The 25,149-nt window shown below is 70.3% G+C and carries 14 protein-coding genes; 10 read left to right on the top strand and 4 right to left on the bottom strand.

Translation table 11 applies throughout. The features are described from left to right. Positions 1-443 precede the first annotated feature (443 nt). A complete protein-coding gene (locus tag VZL07_RS26170) occupies positions 444-824 on the top strand; it encodes a DUF488 domain-containing protein (RefSeq protein WP_426750424.1) in 381 nt (126 codons plus the stop codon). A 110-nt stretch (positions 825-934) separates the two neighbouring features. Here VZL07_RS26170 and VZL07_RS26165 read toward each other — a convergent pair whose 3' ends face one another. Together VZL07_RS26165 and VZL07_RS26160 are read right to left on the bottom strand one after the other, a co-directional pair. Further along, positions 935-1,387 carry a hypothetical protein gene (locus VZL07_RS26165; protein WP_426750423.1) on the bottom strand — a complete coding sequence of 151 codons (453 nt, stop codon included), beginning with the start codon at positions 1,385-1,387 and terminating at the stop codon, positions 935-937. A gap of 186 nt (positions 1,388-1,573) precedes the next feature. Beyond that, positions 1,574-4,015, bottom strand: coding sequence for an ABC transporter permease (locus VZL07_RS26160; protein WP_426750422.1), 2,442 nt, complete (start codon positions 4,013-4,015; stop codon positions 1,574-1,576). A 194-nt stretch (positions 4,016-4,209) separates the two neighbouring features. Between VZL07_RS26160 and VZL07_RS26155 the strand changes: the two genes are divergently transcribed. From VZL07_RS26155 to VZL07_RS26125, 7 genes are all read left to right on the top strand, one after another. Beyond that, positions 4,210-5,283 (top strand): NAD(P)H-dependent flavin oxidoreductase, encoded by a 1,074-nt coding sequence (locus VZL07_RS26155; protein ID WP_426750420.1) that lies wholly within the window; start codon positions 4,210-4,212, stop codon positions 5,281-5,283. Between the two features lie 181 nt (positions 5,284-5,464). After that, positions 5,465-6,106: a DsbA family oxidoreductase gene (locus VZL07_RS26150; RefSeq protein WP_426750419.1), complete on the top strand. Its 642-nt coding sequence runs from the start codon at positions 5,465-5,467 to the stop codon at positions 6,104-6,106. A gap of 55 nt (positions 6,107-6,161) precedes the next feature. Further along, entirely contained in the window at positions 6,162-6,929 is a 768-nt protein-coding gene (locus VZL07_RS26145) for an RNase H family protein (RefSeq protein WP_426750418.1), read from the top strand. A gap of 80 nt (positions 6,930-7,009) precedes the next feature. Beyond that, entirely contained in the window at positions 7,010-8,896 is a 1,887-nt protein-coding gene (locus VZL07_RS26140) for a methylmalonyl-CoA mutase family protein (RefSeq protein ID WP_426750417.1), read from the top strand. Further along, the gene (gene scpA / locus VZL07_RS26135; protein WP_426750416.1) at positions 8,896-11,088 is read left to right on the top strand and encodes a methylmalonyl-CoA mutase; all 2,193 of its coding nucleotides are present in this window, start codon (positions 8,896-8,898) and stop codon (positions 11,086-11,088) included. The genes VZL07_RS26140 and scpA overlap by 1 nt, the downstream gene beginning before the upstream one ends. Further along, a complete protein-coding gene (gene meaB / locus VZL07_RS26130; protein WP_426750414.1) occupies positions 11,085-12,068 on the top strand; it encodes a methylmalonyl Co-A mutase-associated GTPase MeaB in 984 nt (327 codons plus the stop codon). The genes scpA and meaB overlap by 4 nt, the downstream gene beginning before the upstream one ends. 76 nt (positions 12,069-12,144) lie before the next feature. Further along, the gene (locus VZL07_RS26125; RefSeq protein ID WP_426750413.1) at positions 12,145-15,612 is read left to right on the top strand and encodes a methylmalonyl-CoA mutase family protein; all 3,468 of its coding nucleotides are present in this window, start codon (positions 12,145-12,147) and stop codon (positions 15,610-15,612) included. 91 nt (positions 15,613-15,703) lie between these two features. Here VZL07_RS26125 and VZL07_RS26120 read toward each other — a convergent pair whose 3' ends face one another. Both VZL07_RS26120 and ybaL read right to left on the bottom strand, forming a co-directional pair. Continuing rightward, positions 15,704-17,434: a DUF4215 domain-containing protein gene (locus VZL07_RS26120; protein ID WP_426750412.1), complete on the bottom strand. Its 1,731-nt coding sequence runs from the start codon at positions 17,432-17,434 to the stop codon at positions 15,704-15,706. A 145-nt stretch (positions 17,435-17,579) separates the two neighbouring features. Further along, positions 17,580-19,328 (bottom strand): YbaL family putative K(+) efflux transporter, encoded by a 1,749-nt coding sequence (gene ybaL, locus VZL07_RS26115; protein ID WP_426750411.1) that lies wholly within the window; start codon positions 19,326-19,328, stop codon positions 17,580-17,582. Positions 19,329-19,674: 346 nt separating this feature from the next. On the opposite strand from ybaL, the gene VZL07_RS26110 reads away from it, so the two are divergent. Next, the gene (locus VZL07_RS26110; protein WP_426750409.1) at positions 19,675-21,336 is read left to right on the top strand and encodes a hypothetical protein; all 1,662 of its coding nucleotides are present in this window, start codon (positions 19,675-19,677) and stop codon (positions 21,334-21,336) included. 92 nt (positions 21,337-21,428) lie between these two features. Further along, positions 21,429-24,446, top strand: a complete 3,018-nt coding sequence (locus tag VZL07_RS26105; RefSeq protein WP_426750408.1) for a DEAD/DEAH box helicase — start codon at positions 21,429-21,431, stop codon at positions 24,444-24,446. Positions 24,447-25,149 lie beyond the last annotated feature (703 nt).

The raw sequence follows: 25,149 nt of genomic DNA, 5'->3' as shown, positions 1-25,149 counted from the left end.
GCGCACTGCCCCGTCCTGCTCGCCGCCCTGCACTGCCCCGTGCCACCCCGCCCTGCGTTGCTGCGCACTGCCCCGTCCTGCCCGCCGCCCGTACCGCCCCGCCCTACCCGCCGCCCTGCACTGCCCCGTACTGCTCCGCCCTGCACTTGGCCGTACCGCCACGCCCTACCCGCCCTGCACTTGGCCGTACCGCCACGCCCTACCCGCCGCTCTGCACTTCGCCGTACCGCCCCGCCCTACCCGCCGCCCTGCACTGCCCCATCAATCTGCTGCATCTCGCCATAGCAGGGCGCGTGCCGCGGCCATTTCCATCCTCAAGGCCAGCGTTTCCAGGCACTTGGAGACATCTCTCCGGGTCCACGGGGCCAGAGCCCGGCCTGCTCCGGTAAGAACTCCGGTCCCCCGGATGGAATACCGTCCCTCCAATTCAGGGTTGCCCGACGATGCCGCTCAAAACCAAACGTTGGTGTGTTCCTTCGGAGCCTGACGACGGCTTCCGCGTCCTCGTGTGCCGCTACCGGCCCCGAGGCCTGCCCAAGGCCAAGGAGACGTGGGACGCATGGCAAAGCAACCTCGCGCCCAGCCCTGAGCTCTTCGACGCCTTTTATGGAAAGGGCCGCACGCCCATCACCCTGGATGCCTATCGCGAACGGTATCTCCAGGAGATGGAGTCCCAGCGAGAAGCCATCACCGAGCTCGCCGCGCGAGTGCGTCGAGGCGAGACGGTGACCCTCCTCTGTTCAAAGGACTGCATCCTCGAGCAGGTCTGCCACCGCACCCTCTTGGCTGGGCTCATCGAAGCGGAAGCGGCCCGGACTCCCTGAGCAGCTCCGTCGCCACCACTGGAACCCGGGAAAGGCGAAAGCCGCGGCCGGGGCGGCGGTGGGACAACACCGTCACGCTCCAGACCGCGGCCGTCCCCGTGCGTCGTGGACTACTTGCTCATCTTCTCGATGGAAGACGCCATGTTCTCGGTCGTCTTCTCCACGTTGAACCGGGTCCGGACCTGGTCCCCCTCCTTGAGCTCACGCCGGAGGTGGCTGTGGATGTCCCGGTGCTTCTCGATGGGCTTCCCATCGATTTGCGTGGAGTGGTTCACGCCAATCGGAACCACCGCGCCGTTCTCGTCCTTGATGTAGACCTTGTCACGCCGCATGGCCACCACGGAGCCGCTCAGCTCCTGCTGGCCCTGCGCCTGGCTGCCGCCCATGCCACCGGACATTTGCGAGCCACCGCTGGATGGCTGCTGCATCGATGGATCCTGCTGCATCGATGAGTCCTGCTGCGTGGGTGGCTCCTGTGGCATCGACGGCTCTTGCGACCCCTGAGCCAGTGCCGCGCCACTCCACGCCAGGCCCGCGAGCATTCCCATCACCTTGAGCTTCATGACCGACCCCTTTCATCCAGGAGGATGCATCTCGCCTCCGGCACCAACCGTGGCCACGCCCCGCGGCGTTGCCAGCCGGTGCTCCGGTGCGACGTGCCTCCCGGACGTGGCGCCACGCTCGCCCCTCCCTCCTCTCGGTACGATGACGCCCGCGCCGTGGCGAAGCGCGGCGTCCCCATTCCCCGCTCAGTCCGCCCGGAGCGCCACCGCGGGAGAGACACGCGCTGCACGGCGCGCGGGCAGCAACACCGCCAGGGCCGCCACCGCGGCGAGCACCGTCGCCACCAGCACGTACGTCAGCGGATCCGTGGGCCGCACCCCGTTGAGCAGGTGCGTAAGGCCGCGGCTGACCGCCACCGCCAGCCCCAGCCCGATGACGAGCCCGCAGAGCGTGAGTCCCAGATAGCGCCCCAGGACCATTCCCACCACCTGCTGCTCACGCGCGCCCAGCGCCATGCGGATGCCCAGCTCACGGGTGCGCTGCAGCACCGCGTACGCCACGACACCATAGAGTCCCACCGCCGACAGCACCATCGCCACCGCCGCGAAGGACCCCGCCAGCAGCAGGTAGAAGCGCAGCGGCGCCACCGTGCGCTCCACCACCGAGGCCAGCGTGCGGACGCTCCCCAGCGCCAGGCTCGCGTCCAGCGCACGAACCTCCGCGCGAACCAGGGGCGCCAGGTCGAGCGGTGCCCCCTTCGTCCTCAGCAGCAGCACCATGCCCGTCGTGCGCGCCTGCACGTAGGGCACGTACACCTCTGGAAGGGACGGCGCGCCCAGCCCTTCCAGCGCCATGTCGTCCACCACACCCACCACGCGTCCACCCATGGCACCACTGCCCCAGTCCAAGCTGGATTCCAGCGTGCGCCCCAGGGGCTCTTCGCCAGGCCAGAATCGGCGCGCCGCCTCCGCGTTGACCAGCACCACGCGCCCACCCGCGCCCTGGTCCGCCGCCGAGATTCCGCGGCCTCGAAGCACCTTCACGCGCAGCGACTCCAGCGCCCCGGGCGTCACGATGCGGACACTCGCCTGCCAGGGCTCCGTCCCCTCCGGGACAGGCCGCAGCGGGTCCTTCACGGGCACGGTCCACCGGGCCCCATCCAGCGGAAGGCCATTCACGGCGCCCACCCGCTCCACTCCGGGCAAAGCTCGCAGCCGCTCGAGCAGCGTGTCGTAGAAGGTCGCGGGCGCGGCGGTGCCGAAGCCATAGTGCAGGGGCGGCAGGTCCACCCTCACCGTCAGCACGCCCGCGGGGTCGAAGCCGGGTTCGGCGCGCTGCAGGTACACGAAGCTGCGCAGCAGCAGCCCCGCGCACACCAGCAGCAGCACCGCCAGCGCCGTCTCCGCCACGACGAGCACGGAGCGGGTGCGGTGTCCCTGCGCGCTCCCGCCACCACCGCCCACGCTCCGCTTCAACCCACGCACCAGGTCCAGGCGCCCGGCCTGGAGCGCGGGCACCAGCCCGAACAGCAGCATGGTCAGCACGGCCAACCCCGCGGTGAAGGCCAGCACGGGGCCATCCAGCGTCACTTCCTCGAGCCGAGGAATGTCCTGCGGCCCCCACGTCGCCATCGCATCCAGCGCCCACATCGCCAGCAGCAGGCCCACGGCCGCGCCCAGGCCCGCGAGCACCCCGCACTCCACCAGCAGCTCGCGTGCGATGCGGCCACGGCTCGCGCCCAGGGCGATGCGCACGGAGATGTCCCCCTCGCGCGAGGCCGCGCGCGCCAGCAGCAGATGCGTGAGGTTCGCGCATGCGATGAGCAGCACCAGCCCCACCGCGCCCAGCATCAGCAGGAGGGACAGACGGACGTTCCCGAACAGCACGTCGCGCAGCGGCTCCACGCGCGCGTACTTTCCTTCATTCGTCCGGGGGTACTGCTCCGCCAGACGGCGGGCGATGTCGGTGAGCTCGGCGCGCGCTGACGCCAGCTGCACGTCCGGGCCCAGCCGGCCGTATACCTCCAGCCAGTGCGCCCCGCGCCCCTCCGGCTTCGTCATGGCCTCCTCCCAGAGCAGCGGACTCCACAACTCCGAGCGGGAGGGGAAGTCGAAGCCCGGCGCCATCACCCCCACCACCGTCCACGGCTCTGGAGCGCCCAGGTCCACCGAGCGCCCCAGCACGGCGTCGCTCCCGCCGAAGCGCCGCTGCCACAGGCCATGGGAAATCACCGCCACCTTCGGCGCGCCGGGCCGGACGTCCTCCGGCTGCAGCGCGCGCCCCAACTGCACGCGAGCGCCCAGCAACGTGAAGAAGTCGCCCGTCACCAGTCCCGCCTGAATCTTCTCCGGCGAGGTGTCCGCGCTGTCCGCCGCCAGCGTCACGGCCACGGAGGTCACCGCGGACAGCCGCTCCAGCGTGCGGCTCTGCTCCCGCACGTCCATGAAGTCCAGCACGGACATGGGGCCCGGCCCCGGCGCCTGCTGCCGCTGGCTGTACACACGCACCAGCCGGGCATCGTCGTGCATGGGCAGCGGCCGCAGCAGCACGGCGTGCACCACGCTGAAGATGGAGACGTTGGCGCCAATCCCGAGCGCGAGCGTGGCCACCGCGACCAGCGTGAAGGTGGGACTGCCGCGAAGCCTGCGCAGCGCGAAACGGAGGTCCTGGGCCAGGGTCATCGTCATGTCCAGGACGCCCGAGCATGCCGCGTGCCACCCACGCCGTACAGAACACCTGGACGCAGCGAGAAGCCCGGTTGCTCGGGCGTGGGAATCCGCATCCCGCATCCGGACATCTGGCGCACGCAGGCGTGTCGTTTCCTCCACCCCGTCCAGCGCCCGCGGTTATCCCTCCGCCATTCCTATCCAAAGGAGCCGCGATGAAGCCGAACCGACCGAACGAAGCCCTCCAGAAGCTGGGCATCCGTCATCCCATCATCCAGGGCCCCTTCGGCGGTGGAGGCTCCACCGAGCGCCTCGCGGCGTCGGTGTCCAACCTCGGCGGGCTGGGCTCCTACGGCGCCTATCAGCTTCCCCCCGACGAGATTGGCCGCGTGGCGGACCGGATTCGCGCGCTCACGGACAAGCCCTTCGCGCTGAACCTCTGGGTCTCCGACCATGACGAGGGAGGGGACTCGCTCAGCCCGGAGGCGTTCGACCGCGTCTACCGCCTCTTCGAGCCGTACTATCGCGAGCTCGGCGTGGAGAAGCCGGCCAGGCCCGAGCGCTTCCACCATCGCTTCGAGGACCAGGTGGAGGCGCTGCTCGAAGCCCGTCCGCCCGTCTTCAGCTTCGTGTTCGGCGTGCCCCCCGCGCCGGTGCTGGCGGAGTGCCGGCGCAGGGGAATCCTCACGTGCGGAGCGGCCACCACGCTCGCCGAAGCAGAGGCCCTGGACGCGGCGGGCGTCGACCTCATCGTGGCCACGGGCTTCGAGGCCGGCGGACATCGGCCGTCCTTCCTCGCGCGCGCAGAGGACTCGCTGATGGGGACGCTGGCCCTCACGCCGCTCGTCGCCGACCGGGTGAAGGCGCCCGTCATCGCGGCGGGAGGCATCGCGGATGGCCGGGGTGTGCAAGCCGTGCTCACGCTGGGGGCCCAGGCCGCGCAACTCGGCACGGCGTTCCTCGCCTGTGAGGAGTCGGGAGCGACGGACGCCCACCGCGAGCTCCTCTTCAGCGACCGGGCGCGGAGCACCACCTTGACGCGGGCCTTCACGGGCCGGCTGGCGAGAGGCATGCGCAGTCGCTGGACGGAGGAACTGGCCGCTCAGCAGGCGACGCTCGCGCCCTTCCCCATTCAGAGCTGGTTCCTGTCGAAGCTCAAGCCCGCGGCCGTCAAGGCGGGCCGCACCGACCTCGTGTCACTGTGGGCGGGTCAGGCCACGCCCAACCTGCGGCACCGCACCGTGCCCGCCCTGATGGAATCCCTCATCAAGGAGCTCGCGGCCCACTGAAGCGGCGCCCTCCATCCGCCCAACCTTGCATCATCGAAAGCCGCGCGCATCCGGGCACCCAGCAGCGGGCCCGCACGCCCGACCGGAATCCGGGAGGACCGGCGCCACCGCTCCCGCGCCCGCACGGGCATGGCCAACGTGAGGAGATGTCCCTTGCCCGGGACTTCAAGGAGCCTCGCCCATGGCCCACTCGGACACCCCGGTCCGCCTCGACATCTGGAGCGATTACGCCTGCCCCTTCTGCTACCTGGAGCTTCCCGTCCTCCAGCACTTGCATGCCCGGCTGGGCCCGGCGCTCGACATCCACTGGCGCGCGTTCGAGCTGCACCCAGCCCCCGTGCGGCCGCTCGCCCCGGTGAGCGAGCCCCCGCGGGCGGCCTGGGCCCGCACTGTCTCTCCGCTGGCCAGGCAGCGGGGCCTGACGCTGAAGCCGCCCCCGGTGCAGCCGAGGAGCCGGCTGGCGCTCGAAGCCGCCGAGTTCGCCAAGGACGCCGAGTCCTTCTCCACGTTCCACGAAGCCCTCTTCCGCGCCTTCTTCGAGGACGGCCGGGACATTGGCGACCTGCGCGTGCTGGGAGACCTGGCGGAGGACGCGGGACTGGACCGCGAGTCCCTCATCCGCGCGCTGGAGGCCGGCCGCTACACCTCGCGGGTGCTCGCCGACGAGGAAGAGGCGCGCCGCCTGGGCATCGTCGGCATTCCGGCCATGCGGCTCTCGGGCGAAGGCCCGGTGCTGCTGCTGAGCGGCGCCCAGCCCGAGGAGGCCGTTCGCGCGGCCTTCGCGCGCGTCCGGCCGGGCCCCTCCCTGAGTGCCATGCACTGAGCGCGCAGCCATCGCCGTCCTGGCGAGCGCACTCCGCGCCGAATAGGGTGCCGGCATGGAGCACCGTCCGACCCTTGTCTTCGCTGATGGCGCCTGTTCGGGGAACCCCGGCCCGGGCGGCTGGGGGAGCATCATCGTCACGCCCGACGGCCTGGTAACGGAGCTGGGTGGCCACGAGCCGGAGACCACCAACAACCGGATGGAGCTGACGGCCGTGGGCAAGGCCCTGCGCCACCTGGAGCGCATACCGGGCCCCATCCACATCCACACGGACTCCACGTATGTAATCCAGGGCGCCACCAGGTGGGCGTTCGGCTGGAGCCGGCGCGGGTGGAAGACGGCCGAGGGCGGCGAGGTCGCCAACGCCATCTACTGGAAGCGGCTGATGGCGCTCCTGGCGCAGCGCAAGGAGCAGCACGCCGCCGAGGCCGCCGCCGTGGCCTGGTTCTACATCCGGGGCCACGTGGGCGTTCCCGGCAACGAGCGCGTGGACGCCATCGCCGTGGCCTTCTCGAAGGGGCGCGACGCGCGGCTCTACACCGGCCCGCTCCAGGGCTACGGCGTGGCGGTGCACGACCTGCCGGAGGACATGTCCTTGCCTCCGGAAAAGCCCAGGGAGCAGCGCGAGGCCTCGGCCAAGGCCTACTCCTACCTGAGTCAGGTGGGCAACTCCGTGAAGCGCCACGCCACCTGGGCCGCGTGCGAGCGCCGGGTGAAAGGGGTGTCCGGCGCCCGCTTCAAGAAGACAAAGAACGCGCTGGATGAAGCCAAAGTGCTGGAGGATTGGGGCTTCAAGGGACAGGACATCCCGTCGGAAGACTGAGTCGGCCCCTCCAAGCCCATTGCCCCGCCGGTCCATTGCGCCTATGGGTCGGTGCCATTCCCATCCCGCGAGGACGCAGCATGGCTCAAGAGCCTCTCCATATCGCCTCGGAGTTCCCGGCCCCGTCGGTGGAGGACTGGCGCCGGCTCGTGGACAAGGACCTGAAGGGCAAGCCCTTCTCCGCGCTCCAGTCACAGCTGGAAGGCGGGCTGTCGCTCCAGCCGCTGTACACGCAGCAGGACGCCGCCGCACCGCCTGAGCCTCCTGGCGTGGCGCCCTATGTGCGCGGCACCCAGGCCCTGGGCCTCACCGAGGGTGGGTGGGTGGTGTGCCAGGAGTACAGCGAGCCGGACGTGACGCAGGCCGCCGAGGCCATCCGCACGGACCTCGAACGGGGCGCCTGGGGCGTGTGGCTCCTCCTCGGCGACACGCGCGGCATCCGCGTGCCGGATGCCCAGGCGCTGCGGCGGCTGCTCGCCCATGCGCCGCTGGACACGACGCCGGTCCACCTGGAGCCCGAGTCCGACCCGCTCACCGCCGCGAACCACCTGCTCCACGTCGCGGAGCAGACGGGGGTCGCCCGCGCGGCGCTGAAGGGCAGCCTCGGCGTGGACCCGCTCGGCATCCTCGCTCGCACGGGCGCGCTGCCCGCGGGCCTGGACGCGACGCTGACCCAGGCCGCGCCCCTGGTCACCTCGCTGCGTGAAGCCTCGCCCGGCCTCCGGGTGCTGCTGGTGTCCACGCGCGCCTACGCGGACGCGGGCGCCACGTCGGTGCACGAGCTGGCCTGGGCCATCGCCACCGGCGTGGAGTACCTGCGCGGCCTGGAGCGCGCGGGCGTGTCCCCCGACGTCGCGGCGCGCTCCATCCAGTTCGCGATGTCCGTGGGTGGACAGTTCTTCCCGGAGATTGCCCGGCTGCGCGCGGCGCGGCTCTTGTGGGCCAAGGCCGTGGCGGCGTGTGGCGGCTCGCCCGAAGCCCAGGCCATGGCGCTGCACGCGCGCACCGCGAGCACCACGAAGACGCAGCGCGACCCGTGGGTGAACATCCTCCGCGCCACCGCGGAGTCCTTCGCCGCCGTCGTCGGTGGCGCGGACAGCATCAGCACCTCCCCCTTCGACGAGGCCCTGGGCACGCCCGACGCGTCCGCCCGCCGGCTGGCGCGCAACACGCAGCTCATCCTGCGCGACGAGTCGAGCCTCAACCGCGTCGCCGACCCCGCGGGCGGCAGCTACTACCTGGAGCAGCTCACCCAGGACATCGCCCGCGCGGCGTGGGCCGAGCTGCGGCGCATCGAGGCGCTTGGCGGCATGGCCAGGGCGCTGACGGAGGGCGACGTGGCGCGGGGCCTCTCGGAGACGCGCGCGGCGCGAGACAAGGCCGTGCGCACCCGCAAGCTGCCCATTGTCGGCGTGAGCGAGTTCCCCCACCTGGGCGAAGCCCCCGTGTCCCGCGAGCCGCGTCCCGCGCCGTCCGACGCAGCGCCGGCCAGCGGCCCCCTGCCCCTGCGTCCGGTGCGGGTGGCGGAGGCCTTCGAGTCCCTGCGCGACGCGAGCGACCGTCACCTCGCCGCGACCGGCGCGCGTCCCCGCGCCTTCCTGGCCAGCCTGGGCACGGTGGCCGAGCACACCACGCGCTCCACGTGGACCGCCAACGTCCTCGCGGCCGGCGGCATCGAGCCGGTGGATGCGCACGGCTTCGCGGACATCGCGGACGCGGCGGAGCGCTTCGCCGCCTCCGGCGCGCCGCTCGCCGTCATCTCCGGGCCGGACGCCCTCTACCCCGAATGGGTGCCGGCGCTCACCGCTGCGCTGAAGGCGAAGGGCGCGCGGGCGGTGGCCGTGGCGGGCCGTCCCGGTGACCACGAGGCCGCCTTCCGCGCGGCGGGCGTGGACCTCTTCCTCTACGCGGGAGCGGACCTGTTCGCGCTCCTGTCCTCGCTGCACCAGCAGCTCGGAGTGGCCTGATGCGCACCCAGGTACCGGACTTCTCGGGCATCGACTTCGACGCCCCCGAAACGCACGCCGCCGCGCCCGCGCTGGACGCGCAGCGCCGCCAGGCCGCCGAGGCCGCGCGCAACGCCGAGCGCTGGGACACGCCCGAGGGCATCCCCGTCAAGCCGGTGTACACGCCCGAGGACCTGGAGGGCGTGGAGCACCTGGGCTCGCTGCCGGGCCTGCCGCCCTTCGTGCGCGGCCCCTACTCCACCATGTACGTGCAGCAGCCGTGGACGGTGCGCCAGTACGCCGGCTTCTCCACGGCCGAGGCCTCCAACGCCTTCTACCGCCGCAACCTCGCGGCCGGTCAGAAGGGCCTGTCCATCGCGTTCGACCTCGCGACGCACCGGGGCTACGACAGCGACCATCCCCGCGTGGCGGGTGACGTGGGCATGGCGGGCGTGGCCATCGACTCCATCAAGGACATGCGCATCCTGTTCGACCGGATTCCGCTCGACCAGATGAGCGTGTCCATGACGATGAACGGGGCGGTGCTCCCGGTGCTGGCGCTCTACGTCGTCGCCGCCGAGGAGCAGGGCGTGCGCCCCGAGCAGCTCAGCGGGACCATCCAGAACGACATCCTCAAGGAGTTCATGGTCCGCAACACGTACATCTACCCGCCCGGCCCCTCGATGCGCATCATCGGCGACATCTTCCGCTTCACGGCGGAGAAGATGCCGCGCTTCAACAGCATCAGCATCAGCGGCTACCACATGCAGGAGGCCGGGGCGACGCAGGACCTGGAGCTGGGCTACACGCTGGCGGATGGCGTGGAGTACGTGCGCGCCGGGCTCGCGGCGGGGCTGGGCGTGGACGCCTTCGCGCCGCGCCTGTCCTTCTTCTGGGCCATTGGCATGAACTTCTTCATGGAAGTGGCCAAGATGCGCGCCGCCCGGCTGCTCTGGGCGAAGCTCATCAAGGGCTTCTCCCCGAAGACGGACAAGAGCCTGGCGCTGCGCACGCACAGCCAGACCTCCGGCTGGAGCCTCACCGCGCAGGACGTCTTCAACAACGTCGTTCGCACCTGCGTGGAGGCCATGGCCGCAACCCAGGGCCACACGCAGAGCCTGCACACCAACTCGCTCGACGAGGCCATCGCGCTGCCCACCGACTTCAGCGCGCGCATCGCCCGCAACACCCAGCTCTACCTCCAGCTGGAGAGCGGCACCACGCGCGTCATCGACCCGTGGGGCGGCAGCTACTACGTGGAGCGCCTCACCCACGAGCTGGCCCGGAAGGCCTGGGCCCACATCCAGGAGGTGGAGGCGCTGGGCGGCATGACGAAGGCCATCGAGGCCGGCCTGCCCAAGCTGCGCATCGAGGAGGCGGCGGCGCGCACCCAGGCGCGCATCGACTCGGGCCGCCAGGCCATCATCGGCGTGAACAAGTACCCGCCCGAGCGCGAGGACTCCATCGAGATTCTCAAGGTGGACAACTCCGCGGTGCGCGAGGCCCAGATTGCGCGCCTGCGAGAGCTGCGCGCCGAGCGCAACGCGGACGAGGTCCGCCGCAAGCTGCACGCGCTCACCGAGGCGGGCCGTCGCGGCGAGGGCAACCTGCTGGCGCTGGCCATCGACGCGGCCCGCGCCAAGGCGACGGTGGGCGAAATCAGCGACGCACTCGAGAAGGTCTTCGGGCGCTACGAGGCCACGGTGCGCAGCGTGACGGGTGTGTACTCCAGCGAGGCGGGCAAGGACGCCCAGGGCATCACCGAGGCGCGCGCGAAGGCGGACGCGTTCCTGGCGCGCTTCGGACGCCGGCCGCGCATCCTCATCGCGAAGATGGGCCAGGACGGGCACGACCGCGGCCAGAAGGTCATCGCCACCGCGTTCGCGGACCTGGGCTTCGACGTGGACATCGGCCCCCTGTTCCAGACGCCCGAGGAGTCCGCGCGGCAGGCGGTGGAGAACGACGTGCACGTCGTCGGCGCCAGCTCGCTCGCCGCCGGCCACCTGACGCTGGTGCCGCAGCTCAAGGAGGCGCTCAAGGCGCTGGGCCGCGAGGACATCATGGTCGTCGTGGGCGGCGTCATCCCCGCGCAGGACTACGACGCCCTGCGCGCCGCGGGCGCCGCGGCCATCTTCGGCCCCGGCACGGTCATCTCCAAGGCGGCCATCGAGCTGCTCGACAAGCTGGCCGCGTCGCTGGAGGAAGAGGCGTGAAGCTGCTGCCCGCGGACGCGTATGTGGACGGCGTGCGCGCGGGCGACCGGGCCATGCTCGCGCGCGCCATCACCCTGGTGGAGAGCGAGCACCCGCGCCATGCCGCGCTGGCCCAGGAAGTCCTCACGCGGCTGCTCCCCCACACGGGTGGCAGCCGGCGCGTGGGCATCAGCGGCGTGCCCGGTGTGGGCAAGAGCACCTTCATCGACGCGCTGGGCATGCACCTGGTGAACGCGGGCAAGCGCGTGGCGGTGCTGGCCATCGACCCGTCCAGCACCGTGTCCGGCGGCAGCATCCTGGGCGACAAGACGCGCATGGCGCGGCTGTCGCGCGAGTCCGCCGCCTACATCCGGCCCAGCCCCTCCAGCGGCACGCTGGGCGGCGTGGCGCGCAAGACGCGCGAGACGCTGCTGCTCTGCGAAGCGGCGGGCTTCGACGTGGTGCTGGTGGAGACGGTGGGCGTGGGCCAGTCGGAGACCGTGGTCGCCGACCTGGTGGACTTCTACCTGGTGCTCATGCTGGCGGGCGCGGGGGACGAGCTGCAGGGCATCAAGCGCGGCATCCTCGAGGTGGCGGACATGCTCGCCATCAACAAGGCGGATGGCGACAACAAGCCGCGCGCGGAGCGGGCCCGCTCGGAGCTGCGCGCCGCGTTGCACCTGATGCGTCCGGGCGCCGAGCCGGAGGTCACCACGTGCAGCGCCCTGGAGGGCAGCGGCATCGAGAAGCTGTGGACATCCCTGGAGACGCAGCTGGGCCGCGCTGACGCGTCTGGCGCGCTGCAGCGCCGCCGCAAGGCGCAGCAGGTGCAGTGGATGTGGACCATGGTGCAGGACGGCCTCCGGGCGGCCTTGCGTGCGCACCCCGAGGTGTCCGCGCTGGTACCCACGCTGGAGGCAGACGTGCGAGAAGGCCGCGTCACGCCCACCTCGGCCGCACTGCGCGTGCTGGGCGCGTTCCTCCCCGAAACGAGGGCCTGACAGGCCGCGTCGTGGAGCGGTCAGTCACGCTCCAATCCCTTGCCTCGGTCTTCACGGCGCTCTTACTGTACGCGCCGTGCGAAACGTCCAGCAGACTCCCATCCCTCAGCCTTACAAGCCCCGTTTCCACGTCCGCATCGTGACGGCCGCCTCCCTGTTCGACGGGCATGACGCCGCCATCAACGTGATGCGCCGCCTCATGCAGGCCTCGGGCGCGGAAATCATCCACCTGGGGCACAACCGCTCGGTGGCGGAGATTGTCGACTGCGCCATCCAGGAGGACGTGCAGGGCATCGCCATCACGTCCTACCAGGGCGGTCACGTCGAGTTCTTCAAGTACATGATTGACCTGCTGCGCGAGCGGAAGGCCAACATCAAGGTCTTCGGCGGCGGCGGGGGCACCATCCTCCCCTCGGAGATTGAAGAGCTCCACCGCTACGGCGTCACGCGCATCTACTCGCCGGACGACGGCCGGGCCATGGGCCTGCAGGGGATGATTGACGACCTCATCTCCCAGTGCGACTTCGAGAAGCGGCCCGCCGACTTCGCCCCCCTGCTCGACGCGCCCTCGCTGCGCGAGCCCGCGCGGATTGCCCCGCTCATCACCATCGCGGAGAACTTCGCGGACCAGGGCCCCGCCCTGCGCGAGGCCATGTCGCACATCCAGGCCAAGGGGCCGCGCGTGCCCGTGCTGGGCATCACCGGCACCGGCGGCGCGGGCAAGTCCAGCCTCGTGGACGAGCTGGTGCGGCGCTTCCTGGCGGACTTCCCGGACAAGACGCTCGCCGTGCTCTCCGTGGACCCGTCCAAGCGCAAGTCCGGCGGCGCGCTGCTCGGCGACCGCATCCGGATGAACGCCATCGACAACCCGCGCGTGTACATGCGCTCGATGGCCACCCGCCAGAGCAACCTCGCCCTGTCCAAGCACGTGGGCGACTCCATCGAAATCTGCAAGGCCGCGGGCTTCGACCTCATCGTGGTGGAGACCTCCGGCATCGGCCAGTCCGACACCGAAATCACCGAGCACTCGGACGTGGCGCTCTACGTGATGACGGCCGAGTACGGCGCGGCGACGCAGCTCGAGAAGATCGACATGCTCGACTTCGCGGACGTCATCGCCATCAACAAGTTCGACAAGCGAGGCTCGCTGGACGCGCTGCGCGACGTGCGCAAGCAGTGGAAGCGCAACCACAACGCCTTCTCCACGCCCGATGACGCCGTGCCCGTGTACGGCACCATCGCCTCCCAGTTCAACGACCCGGGGATGAACCAGCTCTACCGGGCCATCATGGATACCCTCTCCTCCAAGACGGGCGCGCCGCTGAAGTCCAGCTTCGAGCTCACGCCGGGGATGAGCGAGAAGAAGTGGATCATCCCGCCCGAGCGCACGCGCTACCTGGCGGAAATCGTGGAGACCTGCGAGTCCTACGACGCCTTCGTGAGGGCCCAGGCGGCCATCGCCCGGCGCATGTACCAGCTCCACGGCACCATCGAGGCGCTGCGCAACAACGTGGGCAAGAAGCGCCTGGAGATCGTCGAGCCCAAGGACGCCTCGGACACGGTGCAGGTCACCGAGCGCGTCGAGGGCGAGCCCGCCTATCTCACCGAGCTGGTGGAGCTGTACAAGGATCTGGAGTCCCGGCTCCACGCGGACTGCCGGCGGCTGCTGGCCGAGTGGCCCGCGACGAAGCGCCGCTACGCCGCCTCCAAGTACCAGTTCCAGGTGCGCGACCGCGTCATCGAGCTGGACCTCTACACGGAGACGCTGTCGCACCTGCGCGTCCCCAAGATTGCCCTCCCCCGCTACGAGGACTGGGGTGACATCCTCACCTGGCTGCTGCGGGAGAACGCCCCGGGCGCCTTCCCCTTCACCGCCGGCGTCTTCCCGCTCAAGCGCGAGGGCGAGGACCCGGCGCGCATGTTCGCCGGCGAGGGCGGCCCGGAGCGCACCAACAAGCGCTTCCACTACGTGTCGCGCGGCCTGCCCGCCAAGCGCCTGTCCACCGCGTTCGACTCGGTGACGTTGTACGGCGAGGACCCCGACCACCGGCCGGACATCTACGGCAAGGTGGGCAACTCGGGCGTGTCCATCGCCAACGTGGACGACGCGAAGAAGCTCTACTCCGGCTTCGACCTGGCGGACCCGTCCACCTCGGTGTCCATGACCATCAACGGCCCCGCGCCGATGCTGCTCGGCTTCTTCCTCAACGCCGCGGTGGACCAGCAGTGCGAGAAGTGGATTCGCGAGAACGGCAAGGTCGAGGAGGTCGAGAAGAAGATTGACGCCCTCTACCAGGAGCGCGGCCTGCCACGGCCCCGCTACCAGGGCGAGCTGCCGCAGGGCAATGACGGCCTGGGGCTGCTGCTCCTGGGCGTCTCCGGCGACGAGGTGCTCCCGCGCGACGTCTACGAGCGCATCCGCGCGAAGACGCTCCAGGCGGTGCGCGGCACCGTGCAGGCGGACATCCTGAAGGAGGACCAGGCGCAGAACACCTGCATCTTCTCCACGGAGTTCGCCCTGCGGGTGATGGGCGACATCCAGCAGTACTTCATCGACCAGAAGGTCCGGAACTTCTACTCGGTGTCGATTTCCGGCTACCACATCGCGGAGGCCGGAGCGAACCCCATCTCCCAGCTCGCCTTCACGCTGGCCAACGGCTTCACCTTCGTCGAGTACTACCTGTCGCGGGGCATGCACATCGACGACTTCGCGCCCAACCTCTCGTTCTTCTTCTCGAACGGGATGGACCCCGAGTACACGGTGCTCGGCCGCGTGGCGCGCCGCATCTGGGCCAAGGCCATCCGGGACAAGTACGGCGGCAATGACCGCTCGCAGAAGCTGAAGTACCACATCCAGACGTCCGGCCGGAGCCTGCACGCGCAGGAGATTGCCTTCAACGACATCCGGACCACGTTGCAGGCGCTGCTCGCGCTCAACGACAACTGCAACTCACTCCACACCAACGCCTACGACGAGGCCATCACCACGCCCACCGAGGAGAGCGTGCGCCGCGCGCTCGCCATCCAGCTGGTCATCAACAAGGAGTTCGGCCTCTCCAAGAACGAGAACCCCAACCAGGGCTCGTTCATCATCGAGGAGCTGACCGACCTGGTGGAGGCGGCGGTGCTGGCGGAGTTCCGCGCCATCTCCGAGCGCGGCGGCGTGCTGGGCGCCATGGAGCGCATGTACCAGCGCTCCAAGATTCAGGAAGAGTCGCTCTACTACGAGACGCTGAAGCACGATGGGACGCTGCCCATCATCGGCGTGAATACCTTCCTGGACCCCAAGGGCTCGCCGACGGTGACGCCGCCCGAGGTCATCCGCGCCACGACGGAGGAGAAGGACTACGCCATCGCCTCGCGTGACGCCTTCTGGAAGCGGAACGCGGAGACGGCGCCCAAGGCGCTGGAGGCCGTGCGTCGCGCGGCGCTCGACAATGGCAACATCTTCGCCGCGCTGATGGACGCCTGTAAGGTCTGCACGCTCGGCCAGCTCTCCCGCGCGCTGTACGAGGTGGGCGGGCAGTACCGGCGCAACATGTAGTCCCGACCGCCGCGCCCACGACTGGCCGGACGCGGCGGTGAGCCTCACGGGCCGAGGCGCTCCTTGCGCCTCGGCCTTGTCGTGTCACGACTCAGGGCAGCTCCAGCCTGCAGGTCTCGCTGCACCCGTCGCGGCTGGTGGTGTTGCCGTCGTCGCACTCCTCCCCTTCATGCTCCTGGACCACGGTGTCGCCACAACGGGGCGCCAGCTGGCATGTGCGGGTGCACCCGCCGTAGGCCCCGTTGTTGTTCACGCCGTCGTCGCACGCCTCGCCCAGGTCGATGACGCCATTGCCGCAGAGCGCGACGCACTCGGTCCGGCGCGTGCCGAAGCTGCTGAGCGTGAGCTGGTAGGAAGAGCCCGCCGTGTGGCGCTCCGCCTGGAAGAGGGCGACCTCGTAGACTCTGCCAGGGACCAGCCCCAGTTCCTGGGCCCGGGTGGAGAGCGTGACGGACCCCGGCTCGGCGGCATGAACGCCCCCCAGGTCCAACGCGAGCCGGCCGTTGATGAACACCCACACGTCATCATCGCCGAGGAACGAAAGCACTTCCGTTCCCTTGTATTCGAACCAGGAGCGCGTCTCGCTGGTGAAGTGGAAGTTGTGGGGTGCCGAGTCGGTGCCCTGGCGGGTCGGCTCTACCCCCTCGGCGACCCACCCCAGCCCGTCCAGCGGGAAGAAGCTCGGGTCATCGAACCGGTAGGCCCCACTGGCCATACGCGTCAGCGTCAGGGACGAGACCATGGTCTGGTTCACCCCCGGGACATCGCGATACCACTGGTCGAACGCAGCCCGTCCGTGGGTCGTCAGAGAGGGCTGTCCCTCCTTCGCGTAGACCGGCTTCCCGTCGCTGCCCAGCGTGCTCTGGACGATGCCCCGCTCCGCGCCATTCTTGTTCTGGAAGTCGATGTGCCCCCGCGGAAGACTGGACGTGGCCGGCAGGTCGTCCCCTCGGAAGTCCCGGTAGACGATGGGGAGGGATATCTGCTGGGACGGCGCGTCTTCGACAAGCACGCAGGCAAAGCCAGGCTCGAGCGTGCACTGCGGCGAGCAGCCATCATTCGCACGGAGGTTGCCGTCGTCGCACGCCTCGGTGCTGCCCGGCAGAATCACCCCGTCGCCGCACACGTCCTCGCAGAGACCATCGCGGCAACGCGGCTCGCGGCGGCAGTCGGGTAGACACCCGTCACCAAAGTGGGTGTTGCCGTCGTCGCACTGCTCGGTGCCCTGGACCTCGCCATCACCACAGACGGTGCGCACGCAATGCTCGCCCACCGTGGGGCAGTGCCAGCCCTCCTCGAGTCGGCATGAGGAATTGCAGCCATCACCATTGGCGGCGTTCCCGTCTTCGCACTCCTCGGTGCCCGCGATGAGGCCATCGCCACACATGGCCGCGGCGCAGAGCCCGCCCGCAGTCGGGCAAGTCCATCCGGGTTCGATGTCGCCGCAGGTCGCCGAGCAGCCGTCACCGCCCTCCGTGTTGCCGTCGTCACACGACTCGGGCGCCTGCACCACCCCGTCGCCGCAGGCGCTGGAACCTGCGTCAGCCGCCGAGCCCGCGTCGGGGTCCGTGCCTGAATCCGGCTCGGAGCCCGCGTCGACATCCGTGCCCGAGTCCAGCGCCGTGCCGGAATCAGGCTCCGTCCCCGCGTCCTCGACAAGGCCTCCATCCTCCGTACCGGAATCCGAGGGAACAGATGCATCCGGCAACGTCCCCGAATCGACCGGCGATGGCTCGTCACCGTCGCCGCAGGCGGAAAGGACCAGGACCAAGGCCGCGAGAATGCTCCTCGCAGCCGATACCCCACATAGCTTGTTCACCATGGAACAGATGGTGAAGGCAGCCCACACGCGCTGTCAACAACAGCCGGCGGGCAACAGCCGACGCTGCGCGGCAGGTCATTCCCGGGAGGAGCGCTCCCATCTTTCTCGGTTTCCTGCCCCCCTACGGCGCCAGGCCTGGAATGCCTCAAGGCACCAGGGCATCCGCCGGTGTCGGCACCACGGGCCCCGCCTTCAGCGCGGACAGTCGCTCCAGGACGTAGTCCACCATGCTACGCGCCAGCGCGTGCTCCCCGATGACAACCCGGTCCACGCCCAGCGACTCGAGGTAGGCCCGCTCCTCGTCGCCGTGCGTCCGGACCACCGCGGGAAGGGAGGGGTTCACGCCCTTCACCTGCTCCACGATTTCGCGGGCCTGCAGCGCGTCCGGCGTGGCGACGATGAGAATGGACGCCGTGTCGAGACGCGCGTGCTCCAGGATGCCGGGCACCGCCGCATCCCCGTAGATGGCGGGCACCCCCTCCTCCCGGAGCCGCTCCACGTACTCGCGGTTCTGCTCCACCACCACGAAGGGAATCTTCCGCTCGGTCAGGCTCTGGCCAATCACCCCGCCCACGCGCCCATAACCAATCAGCACCGCGTGCTCGCGCAGCTCCACCTCGCCCATGCCAATCGGCAGGTCGGACAGCTCGTCCTCCTCGGGGTCCATGCGGGTGGCGAACCTGGGGTTACGACGCAGCCACCCCAGCAGCGGGTCGATTGCCTTGAAAACCAACGGATTGAGGGTGATGGACAGCAGCGCGCCGCACAGCACCAGGCTCTGTCCGTCCTTCGGAAGCAGTCCGAGCGCGACGCCCAGCCCCACCAGGATGAACGAGAACTCCCCAATCTGCGCCAGGCTCGCGGACACGGTGAGCGCGGTGTTCACCGGGTAGCGGAACATCAGCACGATGAAGAAGGCGGCCAGCGACTTCCCCAGGACGATGATGGCCAGGACGGCCAGGACCTGGAGCGGCTGCCGCACCAGCACCATCGGGTCGAAGAGCATGCCGACGGACACGAAGAACAGCACCGCGAACGCATCCTGGAGCGGCAGCGAGTCCTCCGCCACGCGGTGGCTGAGGTCCGACTCACTCACCACCACGCCCGCGAAGAAGGCCCCCAGCGCGAACGAGACGCCGAAGAGCGCGGCGGCCCCGAACGCGATGCCCAACGCCACCGCCAGCACCGACAGCGTGAACAGCTCGCGCGAGTTCGTCTTGGCCGCCTGTGACAGCAGCCACGGCACCAGGCGCTTGCCGGCGACCACCATCAGCGCCACGAAGAGGCAGACCTTCCCCAGGGTGACGGCCAGCGTCCACATGAGGCTGCTACCAGAAACAGCCGCGGACTCCGGCGCCTCCGTGCTCCCGAAGACGCTGCCCAGCGCGGGAAGGAGGACCAGGGCGAGCACCATCGCCAGGTCCTCGACAATCAGCCAGCCCACGGCGATGCGGCCATTCACCGAGTCCAGGATGCCCCGCTCCTCCAGCGCGCGCAGCAGCACCACGGTGCTGGCCGTCGACAACGCGAGGCCGAACACGAGTCCCGCCCCGAGACTCCAGCCCCACCAGGACGCCACCACGGTCCCCATCACCGTGGCGGCCGCAATCTGCACGATGGCGCCCGGCACCGCGATGTTGCGCACGGCGAGCAGGTCCTTGATGGAAAAGTGAATCCCCACGCCGAACATCAGCAGGATGACGCCAATCTCCGCCAGCTGACCGGCCAGCCCCCCATCCGCGACGAAGCCCGGAGTGAACGGCCCCACGGCCACGCCCGCCAATAGATAGCCCACCAAAGGTGGCAGCTTCAGCCATCGAGCAACGAACCCGCCGACGAAGGCCAGTCCGAGTCCAACAGCGATGGTGGCAATGAGCGTGGTGTCGTGAGGCACGGCGGGTGTCTCCCTGGGGGCGGCCCGGAAGCAGTCTTGGAAAAGCGGCGCGGCGAGGAATCCAGCCCTTGGGCGGGACCCTCGAACACCTTTCGGTCATGAGTGGTCAGGAGCTGACGCTCACAGTCCTGCAGCGAGTCTCAGCCGGGCGGCAATCTACTACACCGCGCCCTCGTTCCCAACCCTCATTGGCGGCGGATAAACAATGTGCTCGCCAAGCATCACTTCGAGCGAGCAACGCGGCATGCCAGCGCGCGAGGCGCGGACACCGGGCGCCCGCGCCCCATGGGCGGAGCCGCTCCGCGTCCCCAGCTTCAGGGGGAGCACATCCGCGCGGAGGTCCCCCATGCGTGCTCCCCTGCCCCTTGTCTTGATGATGACCCTGGCGCTTGCCGGCGCGTCTGCCTCCGCGGCGGAGCACTCGGCCCCCACGCTGGACGGCCTGGCGGAGGGCGCCGTCCTGCTGGACGGCCTGGGGACGCAGGAGCGCAAGGTCACCACCGCGTCGCCCGAGGCCCAGGCCTACTTCAACCAGGGCCTGCGGCTGACGTATGGCTTCAACCACGACGAGGCCGCCCGCTCGTTCGCCCGGGCCGCGCAGCTGGACCCCACCTGCGCCATGTGCTTCTGGGGCGTCGCCCTGGTCCTGGGGCCCAACTACAACCTGCCGATGCTGGCGGAAAATGCGCCCGCCGCCTGGGAGGCGCTCCAGCGCGCCCGCCAGCTCGCCCCCCGCGCGGCGCCGGTGGAGCAAGCCCTCATCGGGGCACTCGAGAAGCGCTATCCCGGACCCCAGGGGTTGCCCCCCGAGAAGATGGCGCCCTTCAACGAGGCCTACGCGGGCGCCATGGCGGACGTGGCCGCGCGCTTCCCGGACGACCTGGACGTGCAGACGCTCCACGCCGAGGCCCTGATGGACCGGAATCCCTGGAAGCTGTATTCGCTCGACGGCGAGCCGGCCCCTGGCACGGAGCAGATTGTCGCCACCCTGGAGTCGGTGCTCGCCCGCGACCCCAATCACCTGGGGGCGAACCACTACTACATCCACGCGGTGGAGGCCTCACGCCACCCGGAGAAGGCGGAGCCCTCCGCGGACCGGCTGGGCAAGCTGGCGCCCAAGGCGGGCCACATCGTGCACATGCCTGCCCACATCTATCAGCGCGTGGGCCGGTACGCGGATGCGTCCGAGAGCAACCGGCGGGCCGCGGCGGCGGACCTGGCCTACGTGAAGCAGGCGAAGCCCCGCAGCCACGTGTACCCGATGTACACGTCCCATAACTTCGGCTTCCTCGCCTACTCCGCGTCGATGGAGGGACGGAAACAGGAGACGCTGGAAGCCGCGCGTGCCTCGGCGAAGCACTTCCCTCCGGAGATGCTCGCGACGATGCCCGGCATGGACTTCTTCGCCGCGCAGCCGCTCTTCGCCATGGTGCGCTTCGGAGACTGGGAGGGCCTGCTCGCCGAACCCCGGCCCGACCCGAAGTACCCCGTCCAAACCGGCCTGTGGCTCCACGCGCACGGCATGGCGCTGGCGGCCACGGGCCAGCTTCCGCAGGCCCGCGCGGAGCTGGCGGAGCTGGAGCGACTGGCCCAGACGGTGCCACCGACGCTGGCGGCGAACCTCAACACCGCGCGTGACGTGCTGGGCGTGGCGGTGCGCGTCCTGAAGGCCCGCATCGCCCAGGCCGAGGGCAGTCCCCAGGCGCACGAACTGTGGAAGGACGCCGTCGCCGCCGCCGACCAGCTCTCCTACGCCGAGCCCGCGGACTGGTTCTACCCGGTGCGGCACTACCAGGGCGCCGCGCTGCTGGACGCCGGACGCTACCCGGAGGCGGAGGCCGTCTACCGCGAGGACCTCCGGCGCAACCCGAAGAATGGCTGGGGCCTCTTCGGCCTGACGCAGGCGCTCGAAGGCCAGGGACGGCGGGATGAGGCCGCGCGCACCCGTGAGGCCTTCGAGGTGGCCTGGGCGCGCGCGGACTTTCCGCTGACGACGACCGCGCCCTGAATGCAAGGGGCGCGTCCCTTCCTTCGCGGTCCTCCGGAGACGCGGCGCGGGTTGCGCGTGACGCCGCGTGGGGATAGGGAAGCAGGCCTCGTATGTCTGCGACCGCGGAGCTGCTCGATGCCGTCCGGGAGGAAGCGCGCCCGGACACCTGGTCTGCCGGTGCGGGCCTCGCTCGCGCGGGCGCCGTCTCGGTGCAGTCCGTGGATGAGGAAGAGGCCGTGCTGCGCGTCCGCGTCGCCGGCCGGCCCGCTCCCGTCAAGACGGTGCTCTACCTGGATGAAGCCATCTGGGAGTGCGACTGCCGTGGCCGGGTGGACCCCTGCGAGCATGTGGTCGCGGCGGCGATGGTCCTCCATCAGTCGACGACGCGGCGAGCCCCCGCGCCGCGCACGGCCGCTCCCGCCGCGCGCCCGGGAACGAACACCGTCGCCAGGCCCGGCGCTTCCGCGGGGGGGGCACCGAAACCGGAGCGCATGGTGTACCGGTTCAAGCGCGTGGACGGCGGCCTACAGCTGGAGCGGCTCGTGGTACGCCCGGACAACACCGCGCGGCTGCTGGCGCGAAGCCTGGCATCGCTGCTGACCAACCCGGTGGAAGCGGCGCGCATCCAGGTGGAGCCGTGCGACCTGGTCGCCGACAAGCTCCTGATGAAGCCCACCCGGGGCGCGCTCCCGCCCGAGCGGCTCGCCGCGCTCCTGCGCGCGCTGGAGCCGGCGCGCACCGTGCTCTTCGACGGCGCCCTGGTCTCGGTGACGAGCGAGCCCGTCATGCCCCATGTCACCGTGGAGGATCGCGGCGAGAACACGGTGCTCAAGGTGGCGAAGGACCCGCGCGTCACCGAGGTGGTGAGCGCGGGCATCGCGCTGTGCGGCGGCACGCTCTGCCCCTTGGGCGAACAGGCGCTCACGGGGGCATGGCTGGAGAAGCTGCCGCAGGAGCGCAGCTTCGCGCCCCACCAGATGGGGGACCTGACGGGCAAGGTGCTGCCGGACATCGCCCGCCGCATGCCAGTGGATGTGCGCAGTCAGCGGCTGCCGCGCATCGACCGCACGCTGAAGCCGCGCATCTCCCTGGAGCTGAACCAGCTCGACACGGGCCTCTCGGTGCTGCCCACGCTGGTGTATGGCTCCCCGCCCTCCGCCCGCATCGACAGCGGGCGCATGGTGTACCTGCAGGGCGCCGCCCCCGTGCGCGACGAGGCCGCCGAGCAGATGCTCATCCACCAGCTCCGCGACGAGCTGAACATGGCGCCCGGCCGGCGCGTGACGGTTCAGGGCAAGGAGGCCGTCCAGCTCGCCGACAAGCTGCGGCGCTGGCGCGGCGGTCTCACGGGCGACGGGGCCGCCGTGGTGACGAACCCGAACGTGCAGCTCCGACCCGTGCTCCAGGTGGACTCGGGCGCGGCCACCTCGGGCGTCCCGCACGTGGGCTTCTCCTTCAACTTCCAGGTCGAGGGCGAGGACCGGGAGTCGCCCCGCTCCGTGGACGCGGCGGCGGTCATCCGCGCGTGGGAGGAAGGGCTCGGGCTCGTGCCCCTGGAAGGCGGCGGCTGGGCGCCGCTGCCCGCGGAGTGGCTGAAGTCCCACGGCCAGCGCGTCGCGGACCTGCTGGCCGCGCGGGGGCGGGATGGGCGACTCGCCAACCACGCCATTCCCCAGCTCACGAGCCTGTGTGAAGCGCTGGAGCACCCCTCTCCGCCGGACCTGGAGCGGCTCGCGCCCCTGGTGAAGGGCTTCGAGAAGCTGCCCGAGCCGCAACTGCCGGAAGACCTCACGGCGACGCTCCGCCCGTATCAGCTCCAGGGTGTGAGCTGGCTCACCTTCCTGCGGCAGGCGGGGCTGGGCGGCGTGCTCGCGGACGACATGGGCCTGGGCAAGACGCTGCAGACCATCTGCACGCTGGGACCGGGCACGCTGGTCGTCGCGCCCACGAGCGTGCTGCCCAACTGGGAGGCGGAGGTGAAGCGCTTCCGTCCCTCGCTGAAGGTCTCCGTGTATCACGGCCCCGGACGCACGCTGGATGAGTCCGCCGACGTGACGCTGACGACGTACGCCTTGATGCGGCTGGACGCGGAGGTGCTGGGCGCGAAGCAGTGGAACACCGTCGTGCTGGACGAGGCTCAGGCCATCAAGAACCCGGACAGCCAGGTGGCGCGCGCCGCGTATGGCTTGCAGGCGGACTTCAAGCTGGCGCTGAGTGGCACGCCCATCGAGAACCGGCTGGATGAGCTCTGGAGCCTGATGCACTTCACCAACCAGGGCCTGCTCGGCGGACGGAAGGAGTTCGAGGAGCGCTGGGCGCGGCCCGTGGCGGACAACCACAAGGGCGCGGCGGAGCGGCTGCGCGCGCGCATCCGGCCCTTCATCCTGCGCAGGCTCAAGCGGGACGTGGCGCCGGAGCTGCCTCCCCGTACGGACGCCGTGCGCCATGTCACCCTCACGGAGCGGGAGCGCGCTGTCTACGACGCCGTCTACTCCGCGACGCGTGAGGAAGTGGTGTCGCAGCTCGAAGCGGGCGGCAGCGTGCTGAAGGCCCTGGAGGCCCTGCTTCGCCTCCGGCAGGCCGCATGCCACCCCGCCCTCGTGCCGGGCCAGCAGGCAAAAACCTCTTCCAAGGTTCAGGCCCTGGTCGAGGCGCTGGGCACGGCGGTGGAGGACGGGCACAAGGCGCTCGTCTTCTCGCAGTGGACGTCCATGCTGGACCTCATCGAGCCCGCGCTCCAGGAAGCGGGCATCGGGTTCATCCGGCTGGACGGGAGTACGGCCAACCGCGGCGCGGTGGCGTCGTCATTCCAGGACCCGAAGGGCCCTCCGGTGATGCTGATTTCGCTCAAGGCAGGCGCCACGGGGCTCAACCTCACGGCGGCGGACCACGTCTTCCTCGTGGACCCGTGGTGGAACCCTTCCGTGGAAGCCCAGGCCGCGGACCGCGCGCACCGCATTGGCCAGCAGCGCCCCGTCATGGTGTACCGGCTGGTGTCCCAGGGCACGGTGGAGGAGAAAATCCTCACCCTGCAGGCGAAGAAGCGCGAGCTGTTCGAGGCCGCGCTCGGCGGAGCCTCCGGCGCCACGGCGATTACGCGTGCGGACCTGATGCAGCTCCTGGAGTAGCCGGCTCCACGAGCCCATCGATGTTCTGTGGGTGCTCGCGAAGGCGTCTGGACGGGTCACGGCATCTCGACCGTCACTCCCGCTCCGTGAACTCGCTGCATCGGCAGGACAACCGGACCCCACAGAGCTGGCGTTCCTCCCCATAGGGAACCACCAACCCCATCTGAATGGCCTCGTGGGGGGATCCAGACGGGCTGAGCCCGCCGCTCAAGCACCGCCCCATTCTCGGAGGAGACATCGAGAACTCGCAGCCGCCGAATTCGTTCTTACCCTTGAACCGGAGCGAGCGGCGGCAACGGCACTTGCTCGGCGCTCATCGGGAAACTGGGTTCGATACCGCCATCGGCCAGCAACCGAATCGTCCGGTCGGGCCCTCAGGCGAAGAGCGCCTGCGTTCGAGCGCAATCGCAGACTCGCTCTCGACCACACACCGTCATCATCTCGCCGCAGCGCACCAGACCACTTTGGCGGCGTTCGCCGGGGCTGCTCCTCGTTTCATCGAAGTAGCATGCCCCCACGTCAAGGGGGACGACGTCCTCACTGCACGAACCGCCATCCGGCAATCCAACGGCCGTTATGTACGTCGGTTCCACGGGGCGTAGAACGGCCGCAACGCAGCCACCGACGAACACGAGCGCAATGACTCCTCCGATGGAGCGGCCAATCATGGACACGTCTTTCGCGATGTACGCGTTGAAGCCCC

The organism is Pseudomyxococcus flavus (assembly GCF_050038885.1).
GTDB classification, from domain to species: Bacteria; Myxococcota; Myxococcia; order Myxococcales; family Myxococcaceae; genus Myxococcus; species Myxococcus flavus.
This window is presented reverse-complemented; position numbering and strand designations above follow the sequence as displayed.